The organism is Rosenbergiella nectarea, assembly GCF_900111105.1.
Classification (GTDB): domain Bacteria; phylum Pseudomonadota; class Gammaproteobacteria; order Enterobacterales; family Enterobacteriaceae; genus Rosenbergiella; species Rosenbergiella nectarea.
The window spans coordinates 74631-96381 of sequence record NZ_FOGC01000002.1 but is presented as its reverse complement, the minus strand read 5'-3'; the positions used below and the strand labels follow the sequence as shown (position 1 = coordinate 96381).

The window sequence follows — 21751 nt, the reverse complement described above, 5'->3', positions numbered from 1 at the left end:
GGAGAGTCAACGTTGTCGGAAACGAATAATCAGCGACATCACGCAAAGCGCGTTTTGCAGGTCGACAATCTTAATATCACCTTTCCTGGCGAGGCTCAGCCCTATACTGTGGTCGAGGATCTACACTTAACGATAGACCGCGGTGAAACCCTCGCATTAGTCGGTGAATCCGGATCGGGTAAATCGGTGAGTTCACTTGCGCTAATGGGGCTGTTACCTAATCAGGCGCGAGTCAGCGGTCAGCGTTGGTTACAGCGCCGTAATGGACAACAGATTGACTTAAGCGCGCTAAATGAGACGGCTTGGCAGAAGGTACGAGGGGCCGATGTGGCCATGATCTTTCAAGAACCCATGACCTCGTTAAACCCGGTATTCACAGTGGGTAACCAACTGATTGAATCGTTACGCCAGCATCAACCGCTCAGCCAAGCACAGGCCCATCAACAAAGTATTGAATTATTAGAACGCGTGCGGATCCCCGCTGCTAAAGAGATTTTGCAACGTTACCCGCATCAACTTTCTGGCGGTATGCGCCAGCGCGTGATGATCGCTATGGCACTCAGCTGTAAACCCGCTTTACTTATTGCCGATGAGCCAACAACAGCGCTTGATGTCACGCTCCAAGCACAGATACTGACCTTGATCCGTGAGCTTCAACAAGAACTCGATACCGGCGTCTTATTCATCACCCATGACATGGGCGTGGTAGCAGAGATGGCCGACCGCGTGACCGTTCTACGACAAGGTAAAACCGTTGAAACCGCAGCGGTTAACGCGTTGTTCCATGCACCGCAGCATACCTACACTCGCCAGCTGTTAGCAGCCGTCCCGCGCTTAGGGGATATGCAGGGTAAGCACTATCCACAGAAATTTGAGCTGATTAATGCCCCAACCTCTTCACTGTCTCCCCTCCCAGAGAGAGATACCGTGGATCATCAAGGCGCTCCTCTTCTGCAAGTGCGAGATTTAGTTACCCGCTTTCCACTACGTGGTGGCTTCCTTAATCGCGTCGTCAGCGAAGTGCATGCAGTAGAACACCTAAGCTTCGATCTGCGTGCGGGCGAAACCTTGGCGCTAGTGGGTGAATCCGGCTGCGGTAAATCGACGACTGGTCGTGCGCTACTACAATTGGTCAATAGCCAGCAGGGCGCGATCACCTTTAATGGGCAGCGTATCGATCAGTTAACCGGCTCGGCGCTGAATACCTTACGCCAGCAAATTCAGTTTATTTTCCAAGATCCCTATGCGTCACTCGACCCACGTAAAACTGTGGGCTATTCGATTATGGAGCCACTGTTGGTACATAAGCTGGCTTCGCCAGCCCAAGCTCAACAGCGCGTCCATCAGCTATTGGAAAAAGTCGGCCTCTTAGCAGAACATGCGTTGCGTTACCCGCATCAATTTTCCGGTGGGCAGCGCCAACGTATCTGTATTGCCCGCTCGCTAGCCTCTAATCCTAAACTGATCGTTGCTGACGAGTCCGTCTCAGCCTTAGATGTCTCGGTGCAGGCCCAAATTATCAATCTGCTTCTCGACTTACAGCGCGAGCAGGGACTGGCTTTCCTCTTTATTTCCCATGATATGGCGGTTGTCGAGCGTATTAGCCACCGTGTGGCCGTCATGTATCAAGGACAAATCGTGGAGATGGGGCCCCGTGCGGCGATCTTCGCCGCGCCTCAACACCCTTATACTCAAAAGTTACTTAATGCTGTGCCGGTTGCTGACCCAAGAAGTCAGCGCCCCCTGACCTCTTCAGCGGTTGAAGAGATCCCTAGCGCCATCTATCCCTTAGGAAAAGGCCCCGAACGCGTAACCTTCAATGAAGTGGCCCCTGGGCATTATGTTGCGACAAACGCGTCGACCTCACCTTTATCGCCGACCCATGCGGCACCCCCTTCATTGCAGACAGGAGAGACTTTATGATCACCAAACGCCAGCTCCCTTGGCTTATTGCGGTAGGTATGACCGCAAGCCTAGTCAGTGTATCGAGCTTCGCGGCTAAAAATATCGTTGTCGCGGTGGGCTCGAACTTCACGACGCTTGATCCTTACGATGCGAATGACACCCTTTCGCAAAGCGTTGCCAAGTCGTTTTATCAAGGGCTTTACGGCTTTGATGAGAACATGAAGATCAAACCGGTGCTGGCGGAAGGCTATAAAGTCAGCAACGATGGACTGACCTATACACTTACCCTACGGCCTAATGTCACTTTCCAAGATGGAACCCCGTTTGATGCACAAGCCGTTAAGGTCAATCTTGATCGTGCCAGCAATCCGGATAGTCATTTAAAACGCTACAATTTATTTAATGATATCGCTAAGACCGAGGCTGTCGATGCCCATACCGTTAAAATCACGCTGAAAAAGCCATTCTCGGCCTTTATCAATACCTTGGCTCACCCTTCTGCCGTGATGATTTCGCCTACCGCCCTACAAAAATACGGTAAGCAGATTGGCTTTCATCCGGTCGGGACCGGCCCTTATCAATTTGTAAGCTGGAACCAGACCGACGCCATGACGGTAAAAAAATGGCCTAATTATTGGCAGAAAGGGTTACCTAAATTAGACAGTATCGTCTGGCGTCCCGTCGCCGATAACAATACCCGTGCGGCGATGTTACAAACCGGAGAAGCGGACTTCGCTTATCCGATCCCTTACGAGCAAGCGCCACGCTTAAAGGCAAACAGTAAGCTGGATGTGGTGAGCTGGCCATCGATTATGCAGCGCTACATCAGCCTTAACGTAACCCAAAAGCCTTTCGATAATCCGAAAGTCCGCGAAGCCTTAAACTATGCGATCAACCGTGAAGCCTTAGCTAAGGTGGCGTTTGCAGGCTATGCCACCCCCGCTACTGGGATTGTGCCACCTGCGATTGCCGATGCCCAACACTACCCGGCCATTCCTTATGACCCGGCGAAAGCGCGTCAACTGTTAAAAGAAGCCGGCTACCCACAAGGGTTCCAAACCACCTTATGGTCGTCACATAACCACTCGACCGCGCAGAAAGTGTTACAATTTACCCAGCAACAGCTCGCCATGGTGGGAATTAAAGCTCAGGTGACGGCAATGGATGCAGGGCAACGTGCTGCACAGGTTGAAGATAAGGGACAAAAAGAGAGCGGCGTACGGATGTTCTATACTGGTTGGACCGCCTCGACAGGCGAGGCTAACTGGGCGTTAACGCCACTGTTTGCGACCCGCTCTTGGCCACCCGCCATCTTTAATACCGCTTTCTATAGTAACCCTCAGGTGGATAAAGATTTAGCCGATGCCTTGAATGCGATCGATGCCGCCAAGAAAAATGCTTTCTATAAAGACGCGCAAGATAAGATTTGGCATGACCAACCTTGGATCCCATTGGTGGTTGAAAAGTTAGTTTCGGCCAACAATAAGGCCCTTACTCATTTCAATGTCATGCCAGATACCGGTTTTGATTTTGATAATGCCGACCTGAAGTGATTGTCTCGGGCAGGCCCCCCCTGCCCACAACTCGAGAATACGCATGCTCAATTATTTTCTAAAACGCTTGCTAGGGATGCTGCCGACGTTATTGATTGTCGCCATTCTCGTCTTTCTGTTTGTCCACCTACTCCCTGGCGATCCGGCTCGCCTGTTAGCGGGGCCTAATGCTGACGGCACCGTCGTGGCGATGGTACGCCATCAATTGGGGCTAGATTTACCTCTGCCGCAGCAGTTTTGGCACTATATCGTTCGTTTACTGCATGGCGATTTTGGTCACTCGATGTCGTCACAACGCCCGGTGAGTGAAGAGATCGCCAGCCGCTTTACGCCGACGTTACTGTTAACCCTCTGTAGCATGGCGTGGTCATGCCTCTTTGGCTTATTTATCGGTGTAGCGTCTGCAGTATGGCGTAACCGTTGGCCAGATAAGCTCGGGATGTTGATTGCCGTGTCCGGTATCTCCTTTCCCGCCTTTGCATTAGGGATACTCCTTATGCAAATTTTCTCCGTACAGCTCGGCTGGTTACCAACGGTCGGGGCCGATAGCTGGCGTCACTATATCCTGCCGTCTCTTACTCTCGGCGCTTCAGTTGCCTCGGTGATGGCTCGTTTCACCCGTGCGTCGTTTATCGAGGTATTGGGGGAAGACTATATGCGCACGGCGCGCGCGAAAGGGTTAACTCCCCGTCGCGTTATCTTTAAACATGGCTTACGTAACGCGCTAATCCCAGTCATTACCATGATGGGACTTCAGTTCGGCTTACTCTTAGGTGGCGCGATCGTCGTTGAGGTGGTATTTAACTGGCCAGGGCTTGGACGTCTACTGATCGATTCTGTCGAAAACCGTGATTACCCAGTCATTCAGGCGCTAGTCCTGCTATTTTCCTGTGAGTTTATCGTGATCAATTTAGTCGTCGATATCCTTTATGCTGTGGTTAACCCCACCATCCGCTACCGCTGAGGAGATGTCATGAAAAATTGGCGCCGCGAAGCGGCTTTGAAGTCCTTACCAACCCTTGACCCGGCTACGCCACAGCCGCCTTTGCGCGAATTCTGGCGACGCTTTCGCCAGCAACCCGTCGCGGTGATTGCCGCGTTATTTGTCATAATACTTTTTATCATTGCAATTTTTGCACCTTGGCTGACACCTTTTGATGCCGAGAACTACTTCGATTATGACCGTATAGACCAAGGCCCTAGCCTGATGCACTGGTTCGGCGTGGATGCATTGGGGCGAGATATCTTCAGCCGAGTCATCTTGGGAACGCGTATTTCGCTCTTAGCGGGGGTCTTTTCCGTTGCACTGGGGTCGATTATTGGAACAATATTGGGCTTAATTGCTGGGTATTACGAGGGATGGGCAGATAGGATTATTATGCGTATCTGTGACGTATTATTTGCCTTTCCGGGGATCCTATTAGCGATTGCAGTGGTTGCCTTGATGGGACCCGGCATGTCTAACGTTGTGATAGCGGTCGCCATTTTCAGTATCCCCGCCTTTGCTCGACTGGTTCGTGGCAATACCTTGGTGTTGAAACAACTCACCTGGGTAGAGTCGGCACGCAGCATAGGTGCCTCGACTACTCATATTTTACTCAAGCATATTCTACCGGGCACCTTCTCCTCAGTTGTGGTCTTTTTTACCCTGCGCATCGGCGTCTCGATTATCTCTGCCGCCAGCCTGTCATTTATTGGATTAGGGGCTCAACCGCCGACGCCTGAATGGGGCGCGATGCTCAATGAGGCACGTTCAGATATGGTCATGGCGCCGCATGTCGCACTATTTCCTATTCTGGCCATCTTTCTCACCGTGCTGGCATTTAACTTATTAGGAGATGGCTTACGCGATGCGCTTGACCCCAAGTTACGTAAATAAGTCGCTGACTTGCACGACATCTTCTCTTCAGGGCCGCTTCAGGCCCTTTTTCTTTTATCGACCTTCTTTGGTGTTTACGAGCCATTATCGACAAATCAGATCATCTAAACTGGACACCCGAATGTTTATGGGTATTTTACCTGGAAAATAAAGAAATCCCTTCGCAGTGGTGCGATCGGATGATTCGCGCTGCGAAAACTGGCGATGAAGCTATGGCTTATTTCAAATTAAAAGAGATATGGGAGTCACTGTTAAAGCAATCTGAGCGGTGATAGCAAACCCTAGCGAGGACATGCTCGCTATAGTCTTTACGCGTTACAGGCTCAGTGTGATTCGCCGACCGTCAGGTAAAGATACCTCGAGGTTAAGCTCTCCGCCCAAGCCTGATACGTAGCGCTTAAGAGTGGATAGTTTCGGGTCACTGTCCTCCCTTTCCATCTTAACCACAGAAGGCTGAGTAACGCCCATGCTACGTGCGAGATTAACCTGAGAAACCTCAAGCTCTTTACGTAGCGTACGTAAGGTGATTTCTCGTCTCATCTCAACGACGCGCTGATCGACTTGCTCCTGAGCTTCTTTTGGAAGTCGGGCCCTTAGTTCTGCGAGTTTCGACATAATTTAATCCTCCAAACTTGCCAAGTGATCATCAAACTCACTATCAGCCGTTTTAATCATTTTTTTATAAAACTTTTTCTCGTCCTTACCTTTCTTGTCACCAGCACAACACACGATAGCGCGCCGCGTTGGGTCGAAAGCATAAAAGGCCCTAAAAGGGTGGCCGTTAATCTGAACGATCAGCTCTTTCATATTGGCGTGCTTAGAGCCGTTTATTGTGTCTGCGTAGGGCCTAGATAACTGTGGGCCAAACTTCTCAACAATGGTTAAGGCCGCGACAAATTCAACCTGTACACTCTCTTCTTGAGTAAAGAGCCAGTCATCAAACAACTCTCGGGTTTCTACTTCCCAATCCATAGCCTACATCCATTATATAAACTATAGGCTATATAATATACCCTGCAGGTGATATTTCAATGGGTTTTAACAGAAGGTATTAGCCACCTAGCGGGTGGCTTTTTATTTAGCTTGCCAAGCTTGAGCACTTAGTAGGTGGCGTAAACGTAGGGATGCCAAGCGCGTTGTAAGCGGTGCAAACGTCCGGATCGTCGTCTACAGTAAATAGAATGTTATGGCCACCAGCCATAAATCGTTCAACCAACCCCACTTTGAACTCAGCTGGTGGGCACGAGACATCGTTAGGCCGCGTAAAGAACTGGAGCTTACTTAACTTATGGTCAACGTGGGTATGAATCCACTGCGTAGTTTCCTGTCTAAAAAGGTCCTGACGGCTCGTTATGATAATTGCGTAGTGAACGCTATCGATCGCCCGAAACATCTCAATAGCAGGTGCTAGCGGGACGTCATTACCGCACTGTGCGACGTACTGGTGCCAAGATTCATTGATATGCTGAACATACTTTGGTAGTACTAGGTACGCTCAGTGAGAGTTATCACACATCACACCGTCTAAATCGAAATTACTACGTCCAGAAAACATCCTTGTTATTTAAAATTACGTTCCGCGCTGTTCCAGCTATCGATACCTTGTTGAGCTGTTAAACCGAACGGGCCGCGGCAACCGCACGCCGGGCAGTCTACGAAGTTCCATTTTTTACCGTAAACAGTCTTATTCTCGCTAAACCCTAAAATTGAATTCCCGCAAAACGAACAACGCTTAATGTCGTTGCTGTTCCTCGCTTCCATTTGTGCCGGTGTAATGGGTTTTTTAATATCTGGATCCTGCAATAAAGCGTCACCTAAACTTTTTATAGCCGAGGCGTGATCATCTTTGTGGGTACCCTCTAGCTTATCCACGCTTGCGAATAAAACTAATTTAGCCTCATCGAGTAGACCAAGGAAATGAGAATCAAATTCCGCACTATCGCGAAAAACTAAATTAACCGTCAGTATTTTCCCTGCCAGAGACACAGCCGAAAAAGCCTTATCACCATTAACGACAGTTGATGTGTTATCTATGATATCGGCAAGTTTGATAGCCAGAGCTTGTATGTCGCTAACTTTTACTAAGCGCTTTACTTCATCAACGAATCGCTGGGACCTTGATAGCCCTTTTATTTTTGGTGGCTTGGTTACCGCATGCACCATATCAGCAATACGCTCATTGAAGTTATCCTTGATGTATTCATAGGTAACTGCGGTATCTTCTATCGTGTCATGGAGGTAGGCTGCTGCTATGGTTTCTTCATTCCCACCGAAGTCTTCAATTATGTTAGCGGCAGCGACCGGGTGATGAATATAATCAACTATCCTATCACGTCCAGAGGTTAGCAAGCCGCGCGCAGGCTGCGCTCACACCTAAGCCATTCCCCTTTTACTTCAGAACAGTGACTGAACGTGAGAAAGTTCGTTTGATGAGTGATGTTACCCCCCCTAAGTCGGCGCCTGACGCGAACGACAACTCCCCCCTCATCGAGATAACGTTGAGATTACTTGAATATTTTTAAGTTTTTTCCGCCGAGAACTTCGAGTGACAGAAAGAATCGGCTTCACAAGGATTACTTCAACTTTCATACTATTGCTCCACTCAACGCAAGGAGCGATTATGAATAACCGGAATATCCCACGTTTACATAGTGTCAGACCCTTCTTTTTAGCCTTTACAACACTACTCCTCTTAAGCTTATTTACCCAGATGAGTTATGCCGATTCACGACCACCGGTTGCCGAACGAGTGATTGGTTACATTGGCGACCTCGGGGTTAAGGTCTGGACCTTAAGAATTGGCGATCGCAAAGCGCAAGAAGCCTTAGTACAAATTGAGGATGCCGATCATGATTGGAATCTCGCCATTCAGAAAATGAAGATTACCCGGGTCAATGACGCGCTTCATTATTCAGTAAGCCAAGGGAATAAACGTCACGTCGTGTTAATCTTAAAACAAAATAGCGGGCTGCTATTCCTACCTAACGAGCCTAACGCGATCACCCTACATTACAGCGATGCGCTATCGCAGAGCGGCGATGCGCAGATGTTTCTCAATCACTATCTGGCGAATAGTAAATAGTCCCTATTTACTGCGTGTGAGGTTTTGGCCTCACCGGCTACGATGACTCGGAATGGGTCGCGAGCTGTGCTAAAAAGTGTTGATCGAGACGATGATAATTCACCTCTTCAACGACCTTTGCGCCAAGGGAGGCATAAAAGCCTTGCGCTGTACTGTCTTCACGTACTGATAACCAATCTAATCGGCTACAGGACTTTTCTTGGGCGCGCTGTGCGATAAAGCCCATCATTTGGCGGCCAAGACCTTTTCGCCGATAGTGCTCAGAGACAAACAACTCTTTGATAAACATCTGCCCGCTGTAACGGGGAACAGGATAGAGGATAGTCACGCAGGCGTAGGCGACGATACGTCCGTCACGCATACCTTTATAAATTTCGGTCCCGGAATGAGCAGGAAAAACCCTGTCTTTTAAATATTTAGCCATCTGCTCAGCGGCAATGATGGCTTGCGGGTGGTGATAACGCTCCATCTCGGAGAAAATATCAACCAAATCGGCCCACTCGTCCGGCCCACACTGCGTAATGTCCATGGAAATTCCAGGTTAATTCATGATGGATAAACTATAGACGAGACCAAGGCTCCTAGCATAAAAAAAGCGCCCTGAAGGCGCTCTTTCTGATTAACCGTAGAGGGAAACTTCACCCGGTGGGCGAGTTTTAAACCGACGGTGTAGCCAGAGGTATTGCTCTGGGGCACGGAGTATTTCTGTTTCAATTACCTTATTCATATAGCTTGCCGCGGCTTGCGAGTCTTCATAAGGATAATCTTGGAGTGGCGGTTGTATAATTAACTGATAACCGCTTTTATTAGTGTTACGAATTAGGACAATGGTGAGCATGGACGGCTTAGCCAACCGCGACAACACAAAAGTCCCGTTAGTGGTCGCAACTTTATCTACCGCAAACAGAGGTGCGAACACACTGCCTTTGGGGCCGTAATCTTGGTCTGGTGCGAACCATACGGCTTCGCCTTGTTTCAATGCGTGGACCATCCCGCGTAAATCGCGGCGGTCAATCATCGCTTTATTCGAACGCATCCGACCTTTAGTCTGTGCCCATTCCATTGCTTGATTATTATGCGGCCGATACATCGCCATCATCGGCTGGCAAAGACCGGAAATGCGCCCGCCCAACTCCAGCGACATAAAATGCACGCCAATTACCATTACACCACGCTGCTCTTGCTGCGCTTGTTGCAAATTATTTAGCCCTGACACGGAGTACAGTTTGCGTACCCGCTTGTCCGACCAGAACCATGCGATACCGGTCTCGACCAAAGCCATCCCCAACGATTCGAAGTTTTTAGCAATCAGCGCTTCTAACTCTTGCTCTTGGATATTGGGAAAACAGAGTTGTACGTTACGCCGCGTAATCGACTCGCGTCGTTTCAAGACACGACGTGAAATTTTACCGGCCTTCGCCCCCAATCGGATTAACATTGGATAAGGAAGTTGCACTAACAGCCACAGTACGGCGAGTCCAAACCAAGTAAACCAGTACCGAGGATGTAAAATTTTAAGCTGAAATTGCCCAGTTTTTTTCATAAAGCCTTCAATAAAAGAAGCCTCTACGCCAGAAACTCCACATTTCTTGGCAACGTATGGCCTCAGTAATAAGTTTGACCGCAGAAAGCAGAGAATGTCACCGAAATATTACGTGAAATAATGAAAGCAAATGTATCCAAGATTAAGGTGTCATTGCAACGAGAACAATATCAACTTGGATAGGGTCTGCCACCAGCGCAGGATATTGTCCCATACCAAAGGCTTGGCGCGATAGAGTAATAGTACCAGAAAGACGTAAATATCCGCCGCTGGACTGTAATCGTGAATCGTCGCTGCGCTTACCGTAAAGCATCACAGGCCGAGTCATCTCTTTGATTTTTAAGGATCCTAATACTCGATAATGCCCTTGTCCCATGTCGATAATACGACTACTTGTGAAGGTTACATTAGGGTATTGGGCTTGATCAAAAAATTGATGGCTTTTCAACGCCCAAGTCAGCACGCGGTGGTGGGCATCGAGATTTGCGATCGGCATATCGATGCGCAGTCGGTCTGCAACGTCATGCTGCGGGTCGACAACAATATCCCCCCGCAGGCCGGTGATCCGCGCATGATAGTCGGATTTACCAATCATGTTCCACCGCAGCAAGACATAGCTGCTATCAGCCAACTGAAAAGGAATAGGGGCGGCAAAGGTCGGAATAATTCCCCCCAAGATGCCAAGTAACAACAATCCTATACGTAACATAACTGCCCCCGAAGTAACACGCTGAGACTATAGCTTAGCGTTTAGTATGCCACCGAGAGAAATTATTTATCGATAGGTGATGCCGGGAGGATTACTCTGCGAATACGCGACGCCCTCCTGCGCTTCTCCCCACCGTGACAGAATTTTTTGATAGTGCCCAGAGGCTATCGCATCGTTCAAGGCTTGGTTGAGTGCCTTGACTAAGCCGTTCCCCTTGAGGGTGGTCGTTGCGACCCAAGCCTTATAAGGACTATTCCCGACCACTTTGGTTCGCCCATTTAGTGCCGCCTTCCATGCCGCCGCTGCCTGTGGCCCGAAGTTGACCTCCGCACGGCCTGACTGGAGGAATAAGGTTGTGGTAGCATCGTCAGTAAGATAAATCGGTATCGCCGGTTTCAGGTGCTGTTGGCGTAGTTGCGCATTCCAGTCAAGCAAAATGCGCTCTTGATTCGTGCCTGATCCGACAATCACGCGCTGACCGGCAATATCTTTCGCGGTGGCGATATGCGTGATTGGACTGTCATGCTTCACGCTAAAGGCCAGCGAGTCTGTTCGGTAAGTAGCAAAATCATATTTCTGTTTACGTGGTTCCGTCACGGCAATATTGACTAGCGCAACGTCATAACGCCCACTGCTCAGACCTAAAGGCCACTCTTCCCACGACACCGGCACGATATTCAGGGGTAATCCCAGGCTTTGCGCCAGCAGGCGGGCGATATCGATGTCACTGCCTATGCGGGTACGATTATCACTCGCGACTAAAGATAACGGTGGTGAGTTTTGAGCGGAAACGGCAACGGTCAGTTGCCCGGCATGCGCCAGCCGATAGTGGGCAGGAAGTAACGCTATCGCTTTAGGATCAACCGGCGTATTCAGCGGGGTTTCATTCGCCTTAAGGTCTACCGCGGCTTGCGTGTGTACCGCGAAGAGCAGTAATAGCGAGGCTAAGCTTGTATAACGCATCCGGCCTCCTAGAGCACACTTGCCAAGAAATGGCGTGTTCGACTATGTTGGGGGTTATCCAGTACTTGCTCAACCGGCCCTTGCTCAACAATCTCGCCCTCCACCATAAACACAACCTTATCGGCGACTTTTCGGGCAAAGGCAATTTCGTGGGTAACTATCACTAAGGTTTTGCCGGAGCGAGCGAGCTGTTCAATCACCGTCAGGACTTCTCCCACTAATTCGGGGTCCAAGGCCGATGTCAGCTCATCAAATACCAGCCATCGCACTGATCCCCCATTGGTAATGTTCGGCCGTTGCCTTATCAATCATGTTGCCCCCTCCCTTTTTGGTTAATAACACAAATAATGCTAACCATTTCGGTTAATTTGCTAAAGACTTATTCCCTACGAACAGGGTTTTATGCTGTATTTTTAATATACTGACTGCCTTTAACTAATAAAAGAAGACTATTTTACGTTAATTATCGTCGTTATATCTTTGTGGTATAACGTTTGCGTTTTAATTATTTATTTAATTGAGCACAATTTACTACTGTGGGGGTTATTCGACGCCGAAAGAGCAAGCCTTATGAATTTCCAGCAACTTAAAATTATTCGCGAAGCTGCCCGCTGCCAGTGCAACTTAACTGAGGTAGCAAAAATTCTTTATACCTCCCAATCTGGGATCAGTCGCCATATTCGTGAGTTGGAAGACGAATTAGGCGTCGAATTATTTATTCGTCATGGTAAACGTATGCTCGGGCTGACTGGACCGGGAAAAGAGATGTTAGTGATTGCTCAACGGATCTTAGATGAGTCGGCAAAGGCCAAGCGGTTGGGCCAGTTATTCACCGCCCAAGAGGCCGGAATATTAACCATTGCCACCACCCACACTCAAGCACGCTACTCCTTACCGGCCATCCTAAAGCAGTTTCGTAGCCGCTATCCGCATATTCAAGTCGTGCTGAATCAAGCAACACCAGAAGAGATCCGCGATCAGGTTATTTCCGGTGAAGCTGATATTGGTCTCGCATCCGAAGGGTTGGCTCACAGTGGTAAGTTAACGACGTTTCCGTGGTTTAAATGGAACCACCGTATTTTAGTGCCACGCGAACACCCTCTCGCGCAGGAAGATAAACTCAGTCTTGAGCAGCTGGCAAACTGGCCATTGGTGACTTATCGCGCGGGAATGACTGGGCGTTCGGTGATTGATGAGGCTTTTCAGGCCGTCTCACTACTGCCTAATGTAGTGCTTAGCGCGCAAGATTCCGACGTCGTGAAAACCTATGTTCGCTTGGGAATGGGGATCGGTATTATTGCCGAGACCGCAGCGGATCATGATGATCCTGAGCTGATCTCGTTAGAGGCTCGCCACCTATTTAATAGCAATACCGTCTGGTTAGGGGTGAAGCAAGGACAGCTGCAGCGCGACTATCTATGGCAGTTTATGACGCTCTGTAACCCTAATCTTTCTGAAGACGAGTTAAAGCTGATGGCGCGCGGTATCAGCGAAAATGCAGAACTCGGTTACGATTTCCAGATTTAAGCGCACGGATCCCTCCTCCCCTCTCTCATAGGCGACTAAGCTAAGAGAACACCCCTTTACGCTTAGGAGCTTATGTGATGTCTTTCCCCTGGCAAAAACCTGGCTTAACCGCCGATCAGCAAGCAGCCGCTGTTATCGCCGAAATGACGACAGATGAAAAGTTTGCGTGGCTCTCTGGGCCGATGGCAATCCCGTTAAAAAAAGGCGACACACTGCCACCCGAGGCAATAGGCTCAGCCGCTTACTATCCGGCTATTCCTCGTTTAGGCATCCCAGCTTTGCAACAGAGTGATGCCAGTTTAGGGGTCAGTGCATTGGGAGGGGTGCGTCCGGGGGATCACGCTACCGCACTTGCTAGCAGTCTAGCCTTAGGCGCGTCTTTCGACCCAGACTTGGCGCAAGCCACGGGCGAAATGCTTGGACGCGAAGCGTTTGGTAAAGGATTCAATGTGCAACTTGCCGGCGGTGCCAACCTGATCCGCGAACCTCGCGGTGGCCGTAACTTTGAGTATATCTCCGAAGACCCGTTGCTAACAGGCGTGATGGCGGGTCACAGTGTGCGGGGTATCCAATCTCAACATGTGGTTTCAACCGTGAAACATTTCGCGGTCAATGCTCAAGAAACTGGCAGAGTGCTGGCTGACTCACGGATCAGCGAGTCGGCATTGCGCGAGTCCGATTTGCTCGCGTTTGAACTAGCCATTGATATCGGTAAGCCCGGCGCGGTGATGCCCGGCTATAACTTAGTTAACGGCGATTGGGCCTCTGAAAACCATTTCCTCTTATCGCAGGTATTAAAAGGTGATTGGCAATATCCTGGCTGGGTAATGTCTGATTGGGGAGCGACCCATTCCGCGACAAAAGCGGTACGGGCGGGATTGGATGTTCAATCAGGTGCTAATCTCGATAAATGTGTGTGGTTCGATCAACCACTTCGCGAGGCTATTGCGCAAGGTGAGATCACAACGGTGCAGATTGATAACATGATCCAGCGGATCTTACGTAGCCTTTTTGCCTGCGGCGCTATCCAACATCCCGCCCAACGCGGTAATCATCTCGACTATAGCTGGCATCAATTGATTGCCCAGCGTGAAGCCGAACAAGGCATCGTCTTGCTGAAGAATGACCATCAGACTTTACCCCTACCACCAGAATTAACCCGCATCGTGGTGATAGGGCCTCATGCTGATAAAGGCGTGTTGGCCGGTGGCGGCTCCTCCGCGGTGACGCCGCAAGGGAGCTTACAGCAAGAGGGGGTCGATTTTATGGGGATCCAAACCCCAAAAGTCTACCACCCCAGTTCTCCGCTGGCAGCTATTCGCCGAAACTCGCTCGCAAAACAGGTTGATTTTGTGTCGGGAGAGTCGATCGACGCCGCGCTGGATGCCAGCCAGGGGAGTGATGCCGTGATTATTTTTGCTGAGGAGTGGCGTTCAGAGGCGTTCGATGCGCAAGGGCTAGATCTTAGTGATCACCAAAATCGATTAATTGATCGGCTTTCCGCCGCCCATCCCAAGGTCGTCGTGGTACTGGAAACGGGTGGAGCGGTGACCTTACCGTGGCTCGATAATGTCCCTGCCCTGCTCGAAGCCTGGTATCCCGGTTCGGGTGGCGGTGAAGCTGTTGCCGGGGTGTTATTCGGCCGCGTTAATCCTGCCGGGCGCTTGCCTATTACCTTCCCCGCTAACGCGCAACAGCTCCCCCATCCCGAGCAAGTCGATCCTAGCACGACCACCTCGCTGCCCGGCGTTGAGGTAAAAGGTGAGATCTTCAGGATTGATTATGACGTTGAGGGGGCCGATGTTGGCTATCGATGGTTTGAACGCCAACAGCAAAAACCGTTATTCCCTTTCGGTTTCGGTCTTTCTTATACGCAATTTCGCTACGAGGATTTACAGCTTTGTCAGACCTCTGGCGAAATCACGGCCAGCTTAACCTTGACCAACTGTGGTGAAAGGGGAGGCAGCGATGTTGTACAGATCTATCTGCGCCCAACATCTGGACGTTATCCCTCACGACTCGTGGCCTTTCGTAAAGTCACCCTCGCGCCGGGAGAGTCACAACGCATCAGTCTGTGTATTGAACCACGTGTGGTGGCGCAATGGGATAGCACTCAACAGCACTGGTCGATTACCGAGGAGGAATATGACATCTATCAAGCCACCGATGCGGCCACGCCAGTGCTCAGGGGTAAGCTGACGCTGACAGCACAGACTTTCGGGTATCGCTAAGCGACTCGGTCTGCCTACTTTGAGGGGACGCAGACCGAACTAAACCTGGTTGTGTCATTAATCTGTCATCTGTGTGCGGCAAGCTAGCGATAGTCATCGGCACATTGAAGAGGTTTACCTATGAGCGATTATGATAACGATCTTTATGAAACGCTGTTTGCCACCCGTCAACGCCCTTTTCCCGAAGAATCGAGCGCGCCGATACGCCGGCGCCATACGTCTGATGAAGGGGAGTACCATGAACTCCAGTTCAATGATTAAGCGATCACTTATTCAGTAAAACGATTGGGTGAGAGGATGAAGCAGGCTGAATAACGCTTAATTCAGCCTGATACCACGCCGTAAGCTGCGATTCGGTGAGTACCTGCTGAACCGAACCGTCGGCCACCAATGCACCCTGCCGCATCACCACGATCCTATCTGACCAGGTCGCGGCCAAATTGACATCATGCAACACCGCGCAGACCATCAGCTTTCCGTTTCGTGTTAATCGATGAAGTAAACGTAGCAAATGCTGTTGGTGAAAGAGATCGAGAGCCGATGTCGGCTCATCAAGGAATAGCCACCCCTCCGGCTCGTCATCTTTCCATAATTGTGCCAGCACCCTCGCCAACTGAATTTGCTGCTGCTCGCCACCTGATAGGGTTGCATAATTGCGATCACATAACGCTTGGCAACCGATTAGTGCGACGACTTGTTCCAAGATCGTGCGTTGTCGTCGCGTAGCGTACTGACTGATCCCCAACAAGATCACCTCTTCAGCCGACATGGCAAAGGCTAGCTGATTATGTTGGCGCATAACGGCCCGCTGGCTGGCTAGCTGACTCCTGTCCCACTGTACGTAAGGCTTACCGGCCAACAAACACTCTCCTTCTGTTGCGCTGAGAAAACCGGTCAATAACCTGAGTAAAGTCGACTTTCCTGCACCATTTGGCCCCATAATCGTCACAAACTCGCCCAGTTCAAGCTTGAGATCCAAGGGTGTGATTAAGGTACGCGATCCTATCTGCAGCCCAAGCTGCCTCGCGGTAAGCGTTTTATGCATAACTGGCCTTTAAGCGTTTGAGGATCAACATAAAAAACCACGGCGCGCCTAATAAGCTGGTCAATAGACCCACTGGCATTTCAGCGGGTTGGACTAAGGTTCGCGCTAAGGTATCCGACAGCAGCAGTAATAATCCACCGACAATCATCGATCCAGGCAGTAACCAGCGATGATCGCTACCAAATACCATTCTTACCAGATGCGGGATGACTAATCCGATAAAGCCAATAATACCGGTGAACGAAACGGCGGTACCCACCAGTAGGGCGTTACCGATCAATAAATACTGCTGAGTACGTAACACATCTAAGCCACTATAAAAGGCATCCTCTTCGCCTAACTGTAAGAGGTTTAAGGCTCGCGCAGAACGGAGGAGTAACAGAGAGGTCGGGATAATGATCAGCGCGCAGATCCCCACGACTGGCCATTGGGCTTGGGCTAAGGATCCCATGCCCCAGAGTGACAGCTGCCGCAGCTGTTGATCGTTACTTAGCCACGACAGTATACCGATGAACGATCCAGACAATGCATTGATCGCGATCCCTAAAAGCAGTAATCGGGAGAGCTGCCCTTGACTCACCTTGTTCAATTGGAAGATCAATAACGTGACCAACAGGCTACCAATAAAGGCTGCAATCACCGGCAGCCACAAACTGGCAAATAGCGGTAATTGCAGCGGTAAGAGTAACGCCAACGCGACCATAAGGCCCGCACCACTGCTAATTCCGAGTAACCCAGGGTCCGCTAGGGGGTTACGGAAAAGCCCCTGCATAATGGTGCCCGATACGGCTAGCGCGGCACCAATAAGCAGGGCGAGTAGCACACGGGGGACACGAATGGTTAGCCAGACTTGCCAGACAATACTGTCGAAGGGTTGCTGCCAAATCTCGGTTAACGACAGTTTCATCGCCCCGAGCTGAGTCGCCGCAATAGCACTGATCACCAGTAAGATAACCAAGATCAGCAACGTTGTTTGGCGGTTAAGGCTAAGGCTGACGCGCATAGCTATCTGCCACATCTTGACGAAGTTTAAGGATAGCCTGCGGGGTATCGAGCCCGAAACCTAATAGCGCCATCTGGTCGATCACCACCACCCGATGGGCTTTGCCTGCAGGCGTTAAGGCTAAACCGGGCAACTTCCATAGTTGACTTTCCCCCCCCATCTGCTGCAGCGAGTGCTGGTCTATAATGATGACCTCAGGCGCTGCGGCAATCACACCTTCTTGCGACATCTGCTGATAATGCGCCACCTGCCCCATGGCATTGGTCAATCCAGCGCTACGTAAGGCGATATCTGCGGCGGTCTCTTTGCCGGCAATCAAGCTTTGCATACCGTGATTAGCCATAATATAAAGGGCTTTATGGCGACCCCCTGCCGGTGGCTGGTTCAGCGCGCTTAACTGCTGAGCGAGTCGCTGTAAAATAGGCTGCGCTTGCGCTGTTTTTCCTAGCGCTTGTGCAATCGTGCTGACCTTTACCGCAATCTCTGACAACTCTGGCGTTGCAGGAACCGTGACGACTTTAACGCCGACCTTTTCGATTTGCTGGAAGACTTGAGAGGGCTGCGCCAGCGCATTGGTCAGAACTAACGTCGGCTTGAGCGCCAATATTCCTTCACTGTTTAATTGGCGCATATAGCCAATATCGGGAAGCTTAAGGCTTGCTTCAGGACGCTGACTGGTGGTATCCCGTCCCACCAGTTGGTCACCGCTGCCCAGCGCATAAATAATCTCGGTCACATCACCGCCAATCGAGACTAGCCGTTGCGCCGCCGTGACCGGCAGCGTAACTAAACAGAGTAGCAATATGGCGAATTTCATTAGCAGAGCTCTCCGGCTAATTCCTCAAGCTGTTGACGCCAAATTTCCTGTTCCGGCTGGCCTTCGGTCCTCTGTCCATAAAGTTGGGCGATCTGCGTACCCTCTTCAGCAAAGAGCTCCAGGCTGGTGACATGTCCGTCCTTGGTAGGCTTACGAGTAATCCAGGTTTCAGCAATTTTTTTATCTTGCAGATGCAGAGTAAAGTGGTCGTTAAAAATATTTAGCCAACCTTTCATTTCAACCACTTTGGCTAAGCGTCCAGTGAAGATCTGCGTACAACCGCGATTACCGACAAAAATCATGATCTCGTTTTGCTGCTGTTGAACACGATCTAGCAATAAAGCGAAGCTATCGTTACTGACTTGGCGCGCCAAGTCATCGCTCACGACCTTAAAGGCGTGTTGGCGGGTAAGCTGATGACGACGTAATAATTGGAAGAATTGATGCACATCGGTCATCGCTCGCCACTCTTGTTCCACTGTTTGCGGGTCAATATTGGCCGGTTTAGTCACTGCGGGACGAGATTGTAGGGTAAGCGTCGCAGGGGCCACCTGCTGCCACTGACTAATTAGTGCTTGCCAGGCAACGGTATCGGTTTTCGAGGTCGTATAAATTTTAACCACCGCATCCCCTTGCATATCGAAGATTTGTAGGCTTCGACGCTCACCCGAAGCACTCAGCTCCGTTAAGGCAAAAACACTATGCCATTGTTGGGGGAAGAAACGTTGATCGAGGGCTCGTGGGTTTAATACTAAACCAGCATGCGGGCCAAAGTGCAGATTCTCATAACGCCCAATTTGCTCATGGACGGCGTAATCGTTGCGTACCAAGCTTTTGATTTCGCCAACCGCAGCCAACCCCTTAAGGAGTGCTTCAAATTCGGGTTGCAGGAATTGTGCATCGTGACCGCAACGGGTTAACGTTAATTCAGCCTCACTGATTGCCATCATTGCCGCGAGGTCGCGTGCATATAAGTGTGGGTGCTCCGTTTTTAACGCTAAATAATCAAGATACTGTTTATTCATCGGTTACATCCTCTATAACGCCCCAGCGAACTGGGGCAAAAACATTAGAAATCAACATTAAGCCCAAGTTGGAAAGTGCGTCCCGGCATGGTTGCCAGCGCAATATCCGCTTGGTGTTGTGCTGTGTCGGTCGTTAAATCACGGCTACTCAAATAATCCCAATATTGACGATTGGTGAGGTTATACAACCCGCCGCTAAGTTTGACCGTTGGCGTGATACGCCAGTAGGCGGTCATATCCACCATACCGTAGCCAGGGATACGCAAGTATTTACTGCTATCACTTTCTGTCGCGCTACCTGTCGAGGTGGTATCACGCGTCGTTTGTTTTGCCTGTTTCCCTTTCACAAAGGTAGCAGTAACCGCGGCACCGTAGCGTTGCGTAGGATCATCCCATGCGACACCGACCACCGCTTTCATCGGGGCCACACTGTCTAAATCGACATACTTATCGCCTTGTAACGAGGACTTAGACATACCTTTGGTGTAACCCAAGGCAAAACTCGTGCTTAACCCATTCACCGCAGGGAACCACTCGCCGTAATGGATTTTAGTGGTCAGTTCTCCACCATAGATAAAGGCTTTATCGCGATTTTCTGCTTGATAAACGGTATAGATATTCGACGGAACATTGGTAAATTTGCTCGGTGAGCCGCTACGCGTATAACGGTTATAAGCGATAAAATTATCGTAATCGTTGTAGAACATGGAACCGTGGATATCGATTCCCGGTACGGCTTGTCCCTTTATCCCCCACTCAAGATCATTGCTGGTCTCGGTCTTAAGGGAATTATTACCGATCAAGGCATATTGTTGGGTGCCAGCATAGCTGGAGCCTAGGTTCCAAGATCCGTACAGCTGGCTCGCTTCAGGGAATTGGGCGCCGCGCTGGTAACGGATATAAGTTAACAGTTGTGGCGTCAGTGAGTACTCGAAACTCAGCGACGGTAAGAACTGGGTATCACTTTGACTACTATAAAGGGTCGAGACACTCTCTTCGGTTAATACGCTACTTCCCGCCGCTAAGCGACTAAGATTACGAGGCTTATTTTTCACATAAGCAACACGTATACCCGGCGTGAGTGCCACATGGTGTCCCTGCCAGTCGCCATTAATTTTATCCTCAACAAAGCCGCCCAGTGTGGTGGTTTGACTATCGGCTTGCGGTTGCATGACGCGGTAATAAACCAGAGGGGTCGGAGATTGTGAGAAGGGTCGTTCGGTCCGCGTGAAATCGCCATTTAACCCGGCGCGGAAATCGTGACGTCCAACGGTTTTTGCCAGTTCTGAAGATAAACCGAATTTATTGGTATTGAAATCAGATAGCGTTCGAGTCGGTACCAAGGTGTCGCTCGGACCAAAGGTATTATCATGCGCTTGCGTTTTTTGCCAATAGACTTGGCTAGTCAGCTGATCGACCCATTGATTTAGTGGCGTGTATTCATCTTGTAAGGCGACGCCAAAGCGACGGGTTTGGCTTGACTGTTGACTGGTACCGATGACCGCTTTACCGCCTGAATCCCACGTATCAAAGTGGGTATGGCTACTTTTTTGGTAGTAATTTCCACTGGCCGTCAGTTTATGTTCATCATTCGCCTGCCAAATCGTACTGGCCGCGAAGGCATCAGAATGCCAATTTTCTGGCCATGCTTGATTATTGCCTTGCGTCCGGGTCTCTTGCCCATCACGTCGGCTGTAAACAAAGATCCCTCTTAATTGATCATCGCCAGCGGCGGCAGTGATACCATTATGCCAGGCACGATTTGACGAGTCGTAATCGGTTTGGTAACCGAAATAATGCTGCCGAGAAGGAGATAAGTAGTCATCTGCTGATTTTGTATGAAAAGCGACTAATCCACCAATCGAGGTATTGGGTTGCGATACCCCTGTCGCCCCTGCTTCAATATCCATCTGGCTGAAAAGATAGGGGTCGATATAATCGCGGCCAATACCAAAGCTATTGACGCCGGTACGCCCTGCATAAGGCCGTCCAGTCGCTTGTGGCATAGAGACGCCATCGACATTAATCCCGACACGGTTACTTTCTAAACCACGAATGTTATAGCCGGTATAGCCCCCACGGTCGAAACCACTCTTTCCGCTGCCTGACCCCCCGCTACTCCCGGTCGCGCTAACTAGCGGTTGGTAACGCATCAGTGTACCGAAATCGTTCGAGCCATTTTTTTGCATCTGCTGGGCGCTGACAATAACTTTATTGTTGGCCTCAATTTTTGGCGTCACGCCAGTGACGACTAAGGTATCGCTCTGTTTGCCTTGAGCCGTGAGCGGAAGGTTGTCGGCTGTCGCCGTATAACAGTAAAAGCCACTGAGGCTGAGCGCTAACAGGGATAAGCGGGGTCGAGCCGCAGGCATGTGAGTTTTGAAGTGTTTACGCATAGAGGCTGTGTATTCCTAAAGGTGCGGCAATCCGCAAAAGGTGACAAATGACTGGTATGGGCAGTCTTTATTT

21 protein-coding genes and 1 pseudogene are annotated in these 21751 nt (G+C 50.1%); 8 read left to right on the top strand and 14 right to left on the bottom strand.

The window, feature by feature from the left end:
* The first annotated feature begins 12 nt into the window (after positions 1 to 12).
* The 4 genes from BMX14_RS03260 to gsiD are packed head-to-tail and all read left to right on the top strand — an operon-like array spanning position 13 to position 5337.
* Positions 13 to 1923: a dipeptide ABC transporter ATP-binding protein gene (locus tag BMX14_RS03260; protein WP_092672742.1), complete on the top strand. Its 1911-nt coding sequence runs from the start codon at positions 13 to 15 to the stop codon at positions 1921 to 1923.
* Entirely contained in the window at positions 1920 to 3458 is a 1539-nt protein-coding gene (gene gsiB / locus BMX14_RS03255; protein WP_092672739.1) for a glutathione ABC transporter substrate-binding protein GsiB, read from the top strand. The genes BMX14_RS03260 and gsiB overlap by 4 nt, the downstream gene beginning before the upstream one ends.
* 43 nt (positions 3459 to 3501) lie before the next feature.
* Positions 3502 to 4422: a glutathione ABC transporter permease GsiC gene (gene gsiC / locus BMX14_RS03250; protein WP_092672736.1), complete on the top strand. Its 921-nt coding sequence runs from the start codon at positions 3502 to 3504 to the stop codon at positions 4420 to 4422.
* Between the two features lie 9 nt (positions 4423 to 4431).
* A complete protein-coding gene (gsiD, locus tag BMX14_RS03245; protein WP_092672733.1) occupies positions 4432 to 5337 on the top strand; it encodes a glutathione ABC transporter permease GsiD in 906 nt (301 codons plus the stop codon).
* A 315-nt stretch (positions 5338 to 5652) separates the two neighbouring features.
* Here gsiD and BMX14_RS03240 read toward each other — a convergent pair whose 3' ends face one another.
* From BMX14_RS03240 to BMX14_RS03230, 4 genes are all read right to left on the bottom strand, one after another.
* Entirely contained in the window at positions 5653 to 5952 is a 300-nt protein-coding gene (locus tag BMX14_RS03240) for a helix-turn-helix domain-containing protein (RefSeq protein WP_092672730.1), read from the bottom strand.
* Positions 5953 to 5955: 3 nt separating this feature from the next.
* Entirely contained in the window at positions 5956 to 6309 is a 354-nt protein-coding gene (locus tag BMX14_RS03235; protein WP_092672727.1) for a type II toxin-antitoxin system RelE/ParE family toxin, read from the bottom strand.
* 106 nt (positions 6310 to 6415) lie between these two features.
* Positions 6416 to 6799 (bottom strand): phosphatase domain-containing protein, encoded by a 384-nt coding sequence (locus tag BMX14_RS17240; RefSeq protein ID WP_456238912.1) that lies wholly within the window; start codon positions 6797 to 6799, stop codon positions 6416 to 6418.
* 98 nt (positions 6800 to 6897) lie between these two features.
* Positions 6898 to 7686 (bottom strand): HD domain-containing protein, encoded by a 789-nt coding sequence (locus BMX14_RS03230; RefSeq protein WP_092672724.1) that lies wholly within the window; start codon positions 7684 to 7686, stop codon positions 6898 to 6900.
* Between the two features lie 271 nt (positions 7687 to 7957).
* Between BMX14_RS03230 and BMX14_RS03225 the strand changes: the two genes are divergently transcribed.
* On the top strand, positions 7958 to 8419 hold the full coding sequence (locus BMX14_RS03225) for a hypothetical protein (RefSeq protein WP_092672721.1): 462 nt from the start codon (positions 7958 to 7960) through the stop codon (positions 8417 to 8419).
* A 37-nt stretch (positions 8420 to 8456) separates the two neighbouring features.
* Here the strand turns inward: BMX14_RS03225 and BMX14_RS03220 are convergent, their stop codons facing one another.
* The 5 genes and pseudogenes from BMX14_RS03220 to BMX14_RS03200 form a co-directional block, all read right to left on the bottom strand.
* Positions 8457 to 8948, bottom strand: a complete 492-nt coding sequence (locus BMX14_RS03220; protein ID WP_092672718.1) for a GNAT family N-acetyltransferase — start codon at positions 8946 to 8948, stop codon at positions 8457 to 8459.
* Between the two features lie 90 nt (positions 8949 to 9038).
* Positions 9039 to 9962 carry a kdo(2)-lipid IV(A) palmitoleoyltransferase gene (lpxP, locus tag BMX14_RS03215; RefSeq protein WP_092672715.1) on the bottom strand — a complete coding sequence of 308 codons (924 nt, stop codon included), beginning with the start codon at positions 9960 to 9962 and terminating at the stop codon, positions 9039 to 9041.
* A gap of 142 nt (positions 9963 to 10104) precedes the next feature.
* Positions 10105 to 10671, bottom strand: a complete 567-nt coding sequence (locus BMX14_RS03210) for a YceI family protein (protein ID WP_092672712.1) — start codon at positions 10669 to 10671, stop codon at positions 10105 to 10107.
* Positions 10672 to 10737: 66 nt separating this feature from the next.
* Positions 10738 to 11634, bottom strand: coding sequence for a transporter substrate-binding domain-containing protein (locus tag BMX14_RS03205; protein ID WP_092672710.1), 897 nt, complete (start codon positions 11632 to 11634; stop codon positions 10738 to 10740).
* Between the two features lie 8 nt (positions 11635 to 11642).
* Positions 11643 to 11900 (bottom strand): annotated as a pseudogene (locus tag BMX14_RS03200) (ectoine/hydroxyectoine ABC transporter ATP-binding protein EhuA); the annotation flags it as partial.
* Positions 11901 to 12204: 304 nt separating this feature from the next.
* Between BMX14_RS03200 and BMX14_RS03195 the strand changes: the two are divergent.
* The 3 genes from BMX14_RS03195 (at position 12205) to BMX14_RS16525 (ending at position 15653) form a co-directional block, all read left to right on the top strand.
* Positions 12205 to 13161 (top strand): LysR substrate-binding domain-containing protein, encoded by a 957-nt coding sequence (locus BMX14_RS03195; RefSeq protein ID WP_092672707.1) that lies wholly within the window; start codon positions 12205 to 12207, stop codon positions 13159 to 13161.
* A 77-nt stretch (positions 13162 to 13238) separates the two neighbouring features.
* On the top strand, positions 13239 to 15392 hold the full coding sequence (locus BMX14_RS03190; protein ID WP_092672704.1) for a beta-glucosidase family protein: 2154 nt from the start codon (positions 13239 to 13241) through the stop codon (positions 15390 to 15392).
* A gap of 120 nt (positions 15393 to 15512) precedes the next feature.
* Positions 15513 to 15653, top strand: coding sequence for a hypothetical protein (locus BMX14_RS16525; RefSeq protein WP_177173070.1), 141 nt, complete (start codon positions 15513 to 15515; stop codon positions 15651 to 15653).
* Between the two features lie 4 nt (positions 15654 to 15657).
* Here the strand turns inward: BMX14_RS16525 and BMX14_RS03185 are convergent, their stop codons facing one another.
* From BMX14_RS03185 to BMX14_RS03165, 5 genes are read right to left on the bottom strand one after another with little or no spacing between them, the layout of a single operon-like run.
* Positions 15658 to 16437, bottom strand: coding sequence for a heme ABC transporter ATP-binding protein (locus tag BMX14_RS03185; RefSeq protein WP_092672702.1), 780 nt, complete (start codon positions 16435 to 16437; stop codon positions 15658 to 15660).
* Positions 16430 to 17440, bottom strand: a complete 1011-nt coding sequence (locus BMX14_RS03180; protein WP_092672699.1) for a FecCD family ABC transporter permease — start codon at positions 17438 to 17440, stop codon at positions 16430 to 16432. The genes BMX14_RS03185 and BMX14_RS03180 overlap by 8 nt, the downstream gene beginning before the upstream one ends.
* A complete protein-coding gene (locus tag BMX14_RS03175; RefSeq protein ID WP_092672696.1) occupies positions 17424 to 18257 on the bottom strand; it encodes a heme/hemin ABC transporter substrate-binding protein in 834 nt (277 codons plus the stop codon). Before BMX14_RS03175 ends, BMX14_RS03180 begins: the two co-directional genes overlap by 17 nt.
* Positions 18257 to 19282 carry a hemin-degrading factor gene (locus tag BMX14_RS03170; protein WP_092672693.1) on the bottom strand — a complete coding sequence of 342 codons (1026 nt, stop codon included), beginning with the start codon at positions 19280 to 19282 and terminating at the stop codon, positions 18257 to 18259. The genes BMX14_RS03175 and BMX14_RS03170 overlap by 1 nt, the downstream gene beginning before the upstream one ends.
* A 44-nt stretch (positions 19283 to 19326) precedes the next feature.
* Positions 19327 to 21678, bottom strand: coding sequence for a TonB-dependent receptor domain-containing protein (locus BMX14_RS03165; protein WP_230527260.1), 2352 nt, complete (start codon positions 21676 to 21678; stop codon positions 19327 to 19329).
* Positions 21679 to 21751 lie beyond the last annotated feature (73 nt).

Bases quoted from the DNA above. Each gene is read 5' to 3' on its own strand.
- BMX14_RS03240 (WP_092672730.1), bottom strand. From the start codon at position 5,952: ATGTCGAAACTCGCAGAACTAAGGGCCCGACTTCCAAAAGAAGCTCAG.
- gsiC (WP_092672736.1), top strand. From the start codon at position 3,502: ATGCTCAATTATTTTCTAAAACGCTTGCTAGGGATGCTGCCGACGTTA.
- BMX14_RS03170 (WP_092672693.1), bottom strand. From the start codon at position 19,282: ATGAATAAACAGTATCTTGATTATTTAGCGTTAAAAACGGAGCACCCA.
- BMX14_RS03175 (WP_092672696.1), bottom strand. From the start codon at position 18,257: ATGAAATTCGCCATATTGCTACTCTGTTTAGTTACGCTGCCGGTCACG.
- BMX14_RS03220 (WP_092672718.1), bottom strand. From the start codon at position 8,948: ATGGACATTACGCAGTGTGGGCCGGACGAGTGGGCCGATTTGGTTGAT.
- BMX14_RS03210 (WP_092672712.1), bottom strand. From the start codon at position 10,671: ATGTTACGTATAGGATTGTTGTTACTTGGCATCTTGGGGGGAATTATT.
- BMX14_RS03190 (WP_092672704.1), top strand. From the start codon at position 13,239: ATGTCTTTCCCCTGGCAAAAACCTGGCTTAACCGCCGATCAGCAAGCA.
- gsiD (WP_092672733.1), top strand. From the start codon at position 4,432: ATGAAAAATTGGCGCCGCGAAGCGGCTTTGAAGTCCTTACCAACCCTT.
- BMX14_RS03165 (WP_230527260.1), bottom strand. From the start codon at position 21,678: ATGCGTAAACACTTCAAAACTCACATGCCTGCGGCTCGACCCCGCTTA.
- BMX14_RS03185 (WP_092672702.1), bottom strand. From the start codon at position 16,437: ATGCATAAAACGCTTACCGCGAGGCAGCTTGGGCTGCAGATAGGATCG.
- BMX14_RS16525 (WP_177173070.1), top strand. From the start codon at position 15,513: ATGAGCGATTATGATAACGATCTTTATGAAACGCTGTTTGCCACCCGT.
- BMX14_RS03195 (WP_092672707.1), top strand. From the start codon at position 12,205: ATGAATTTCCAGCAACTTAAAATTATTCGCGAAGCTGCCCGCTGCCAG.
- gsiB (WP_092672739.1), top strand. From the start codon at position 1,920: ATGATCACCAAACGCCAGCTCCCTTGGCTTATTGCGGTAGGTATGACC.
- BMX14_RS03235 (WP_092672727.1), bottom strand. From the start codon at position 6,309: ATGGATTGGGAAGTAGAAACCCGAGAGTTGTTTGATGACTGGCTCTTT.
- BMX14_RS03180 (WP_092672699.1), bottom strand. From the start codon at position 17,440: ATGCGCGTCAGCCTTAGCCTTAACCGCCAAACAACGTTGCTGATCTTG.
- BMX14_RS03205 (WP_092672710.1), bottom strand. From the start codon at position 11,634: ATGCGTTATACAAGCTTAGCCTCGCTATTACTGCTCTTCGCGGTACAC.
- lpxP (WP_092672715.1), bottom strand. From the start codon at position 9,962: ATGAAAAAAACTGGGCAATTTCAGCTTAAAATTTTACATCCTCGGTAC.
- BMX14_RS03225 (WP_092672721.1), top strand. From the start codon at position 7,958: ATGAATAACCGGAATATCCCACGTTTACATAGTGTCAGACCCTTCTTT.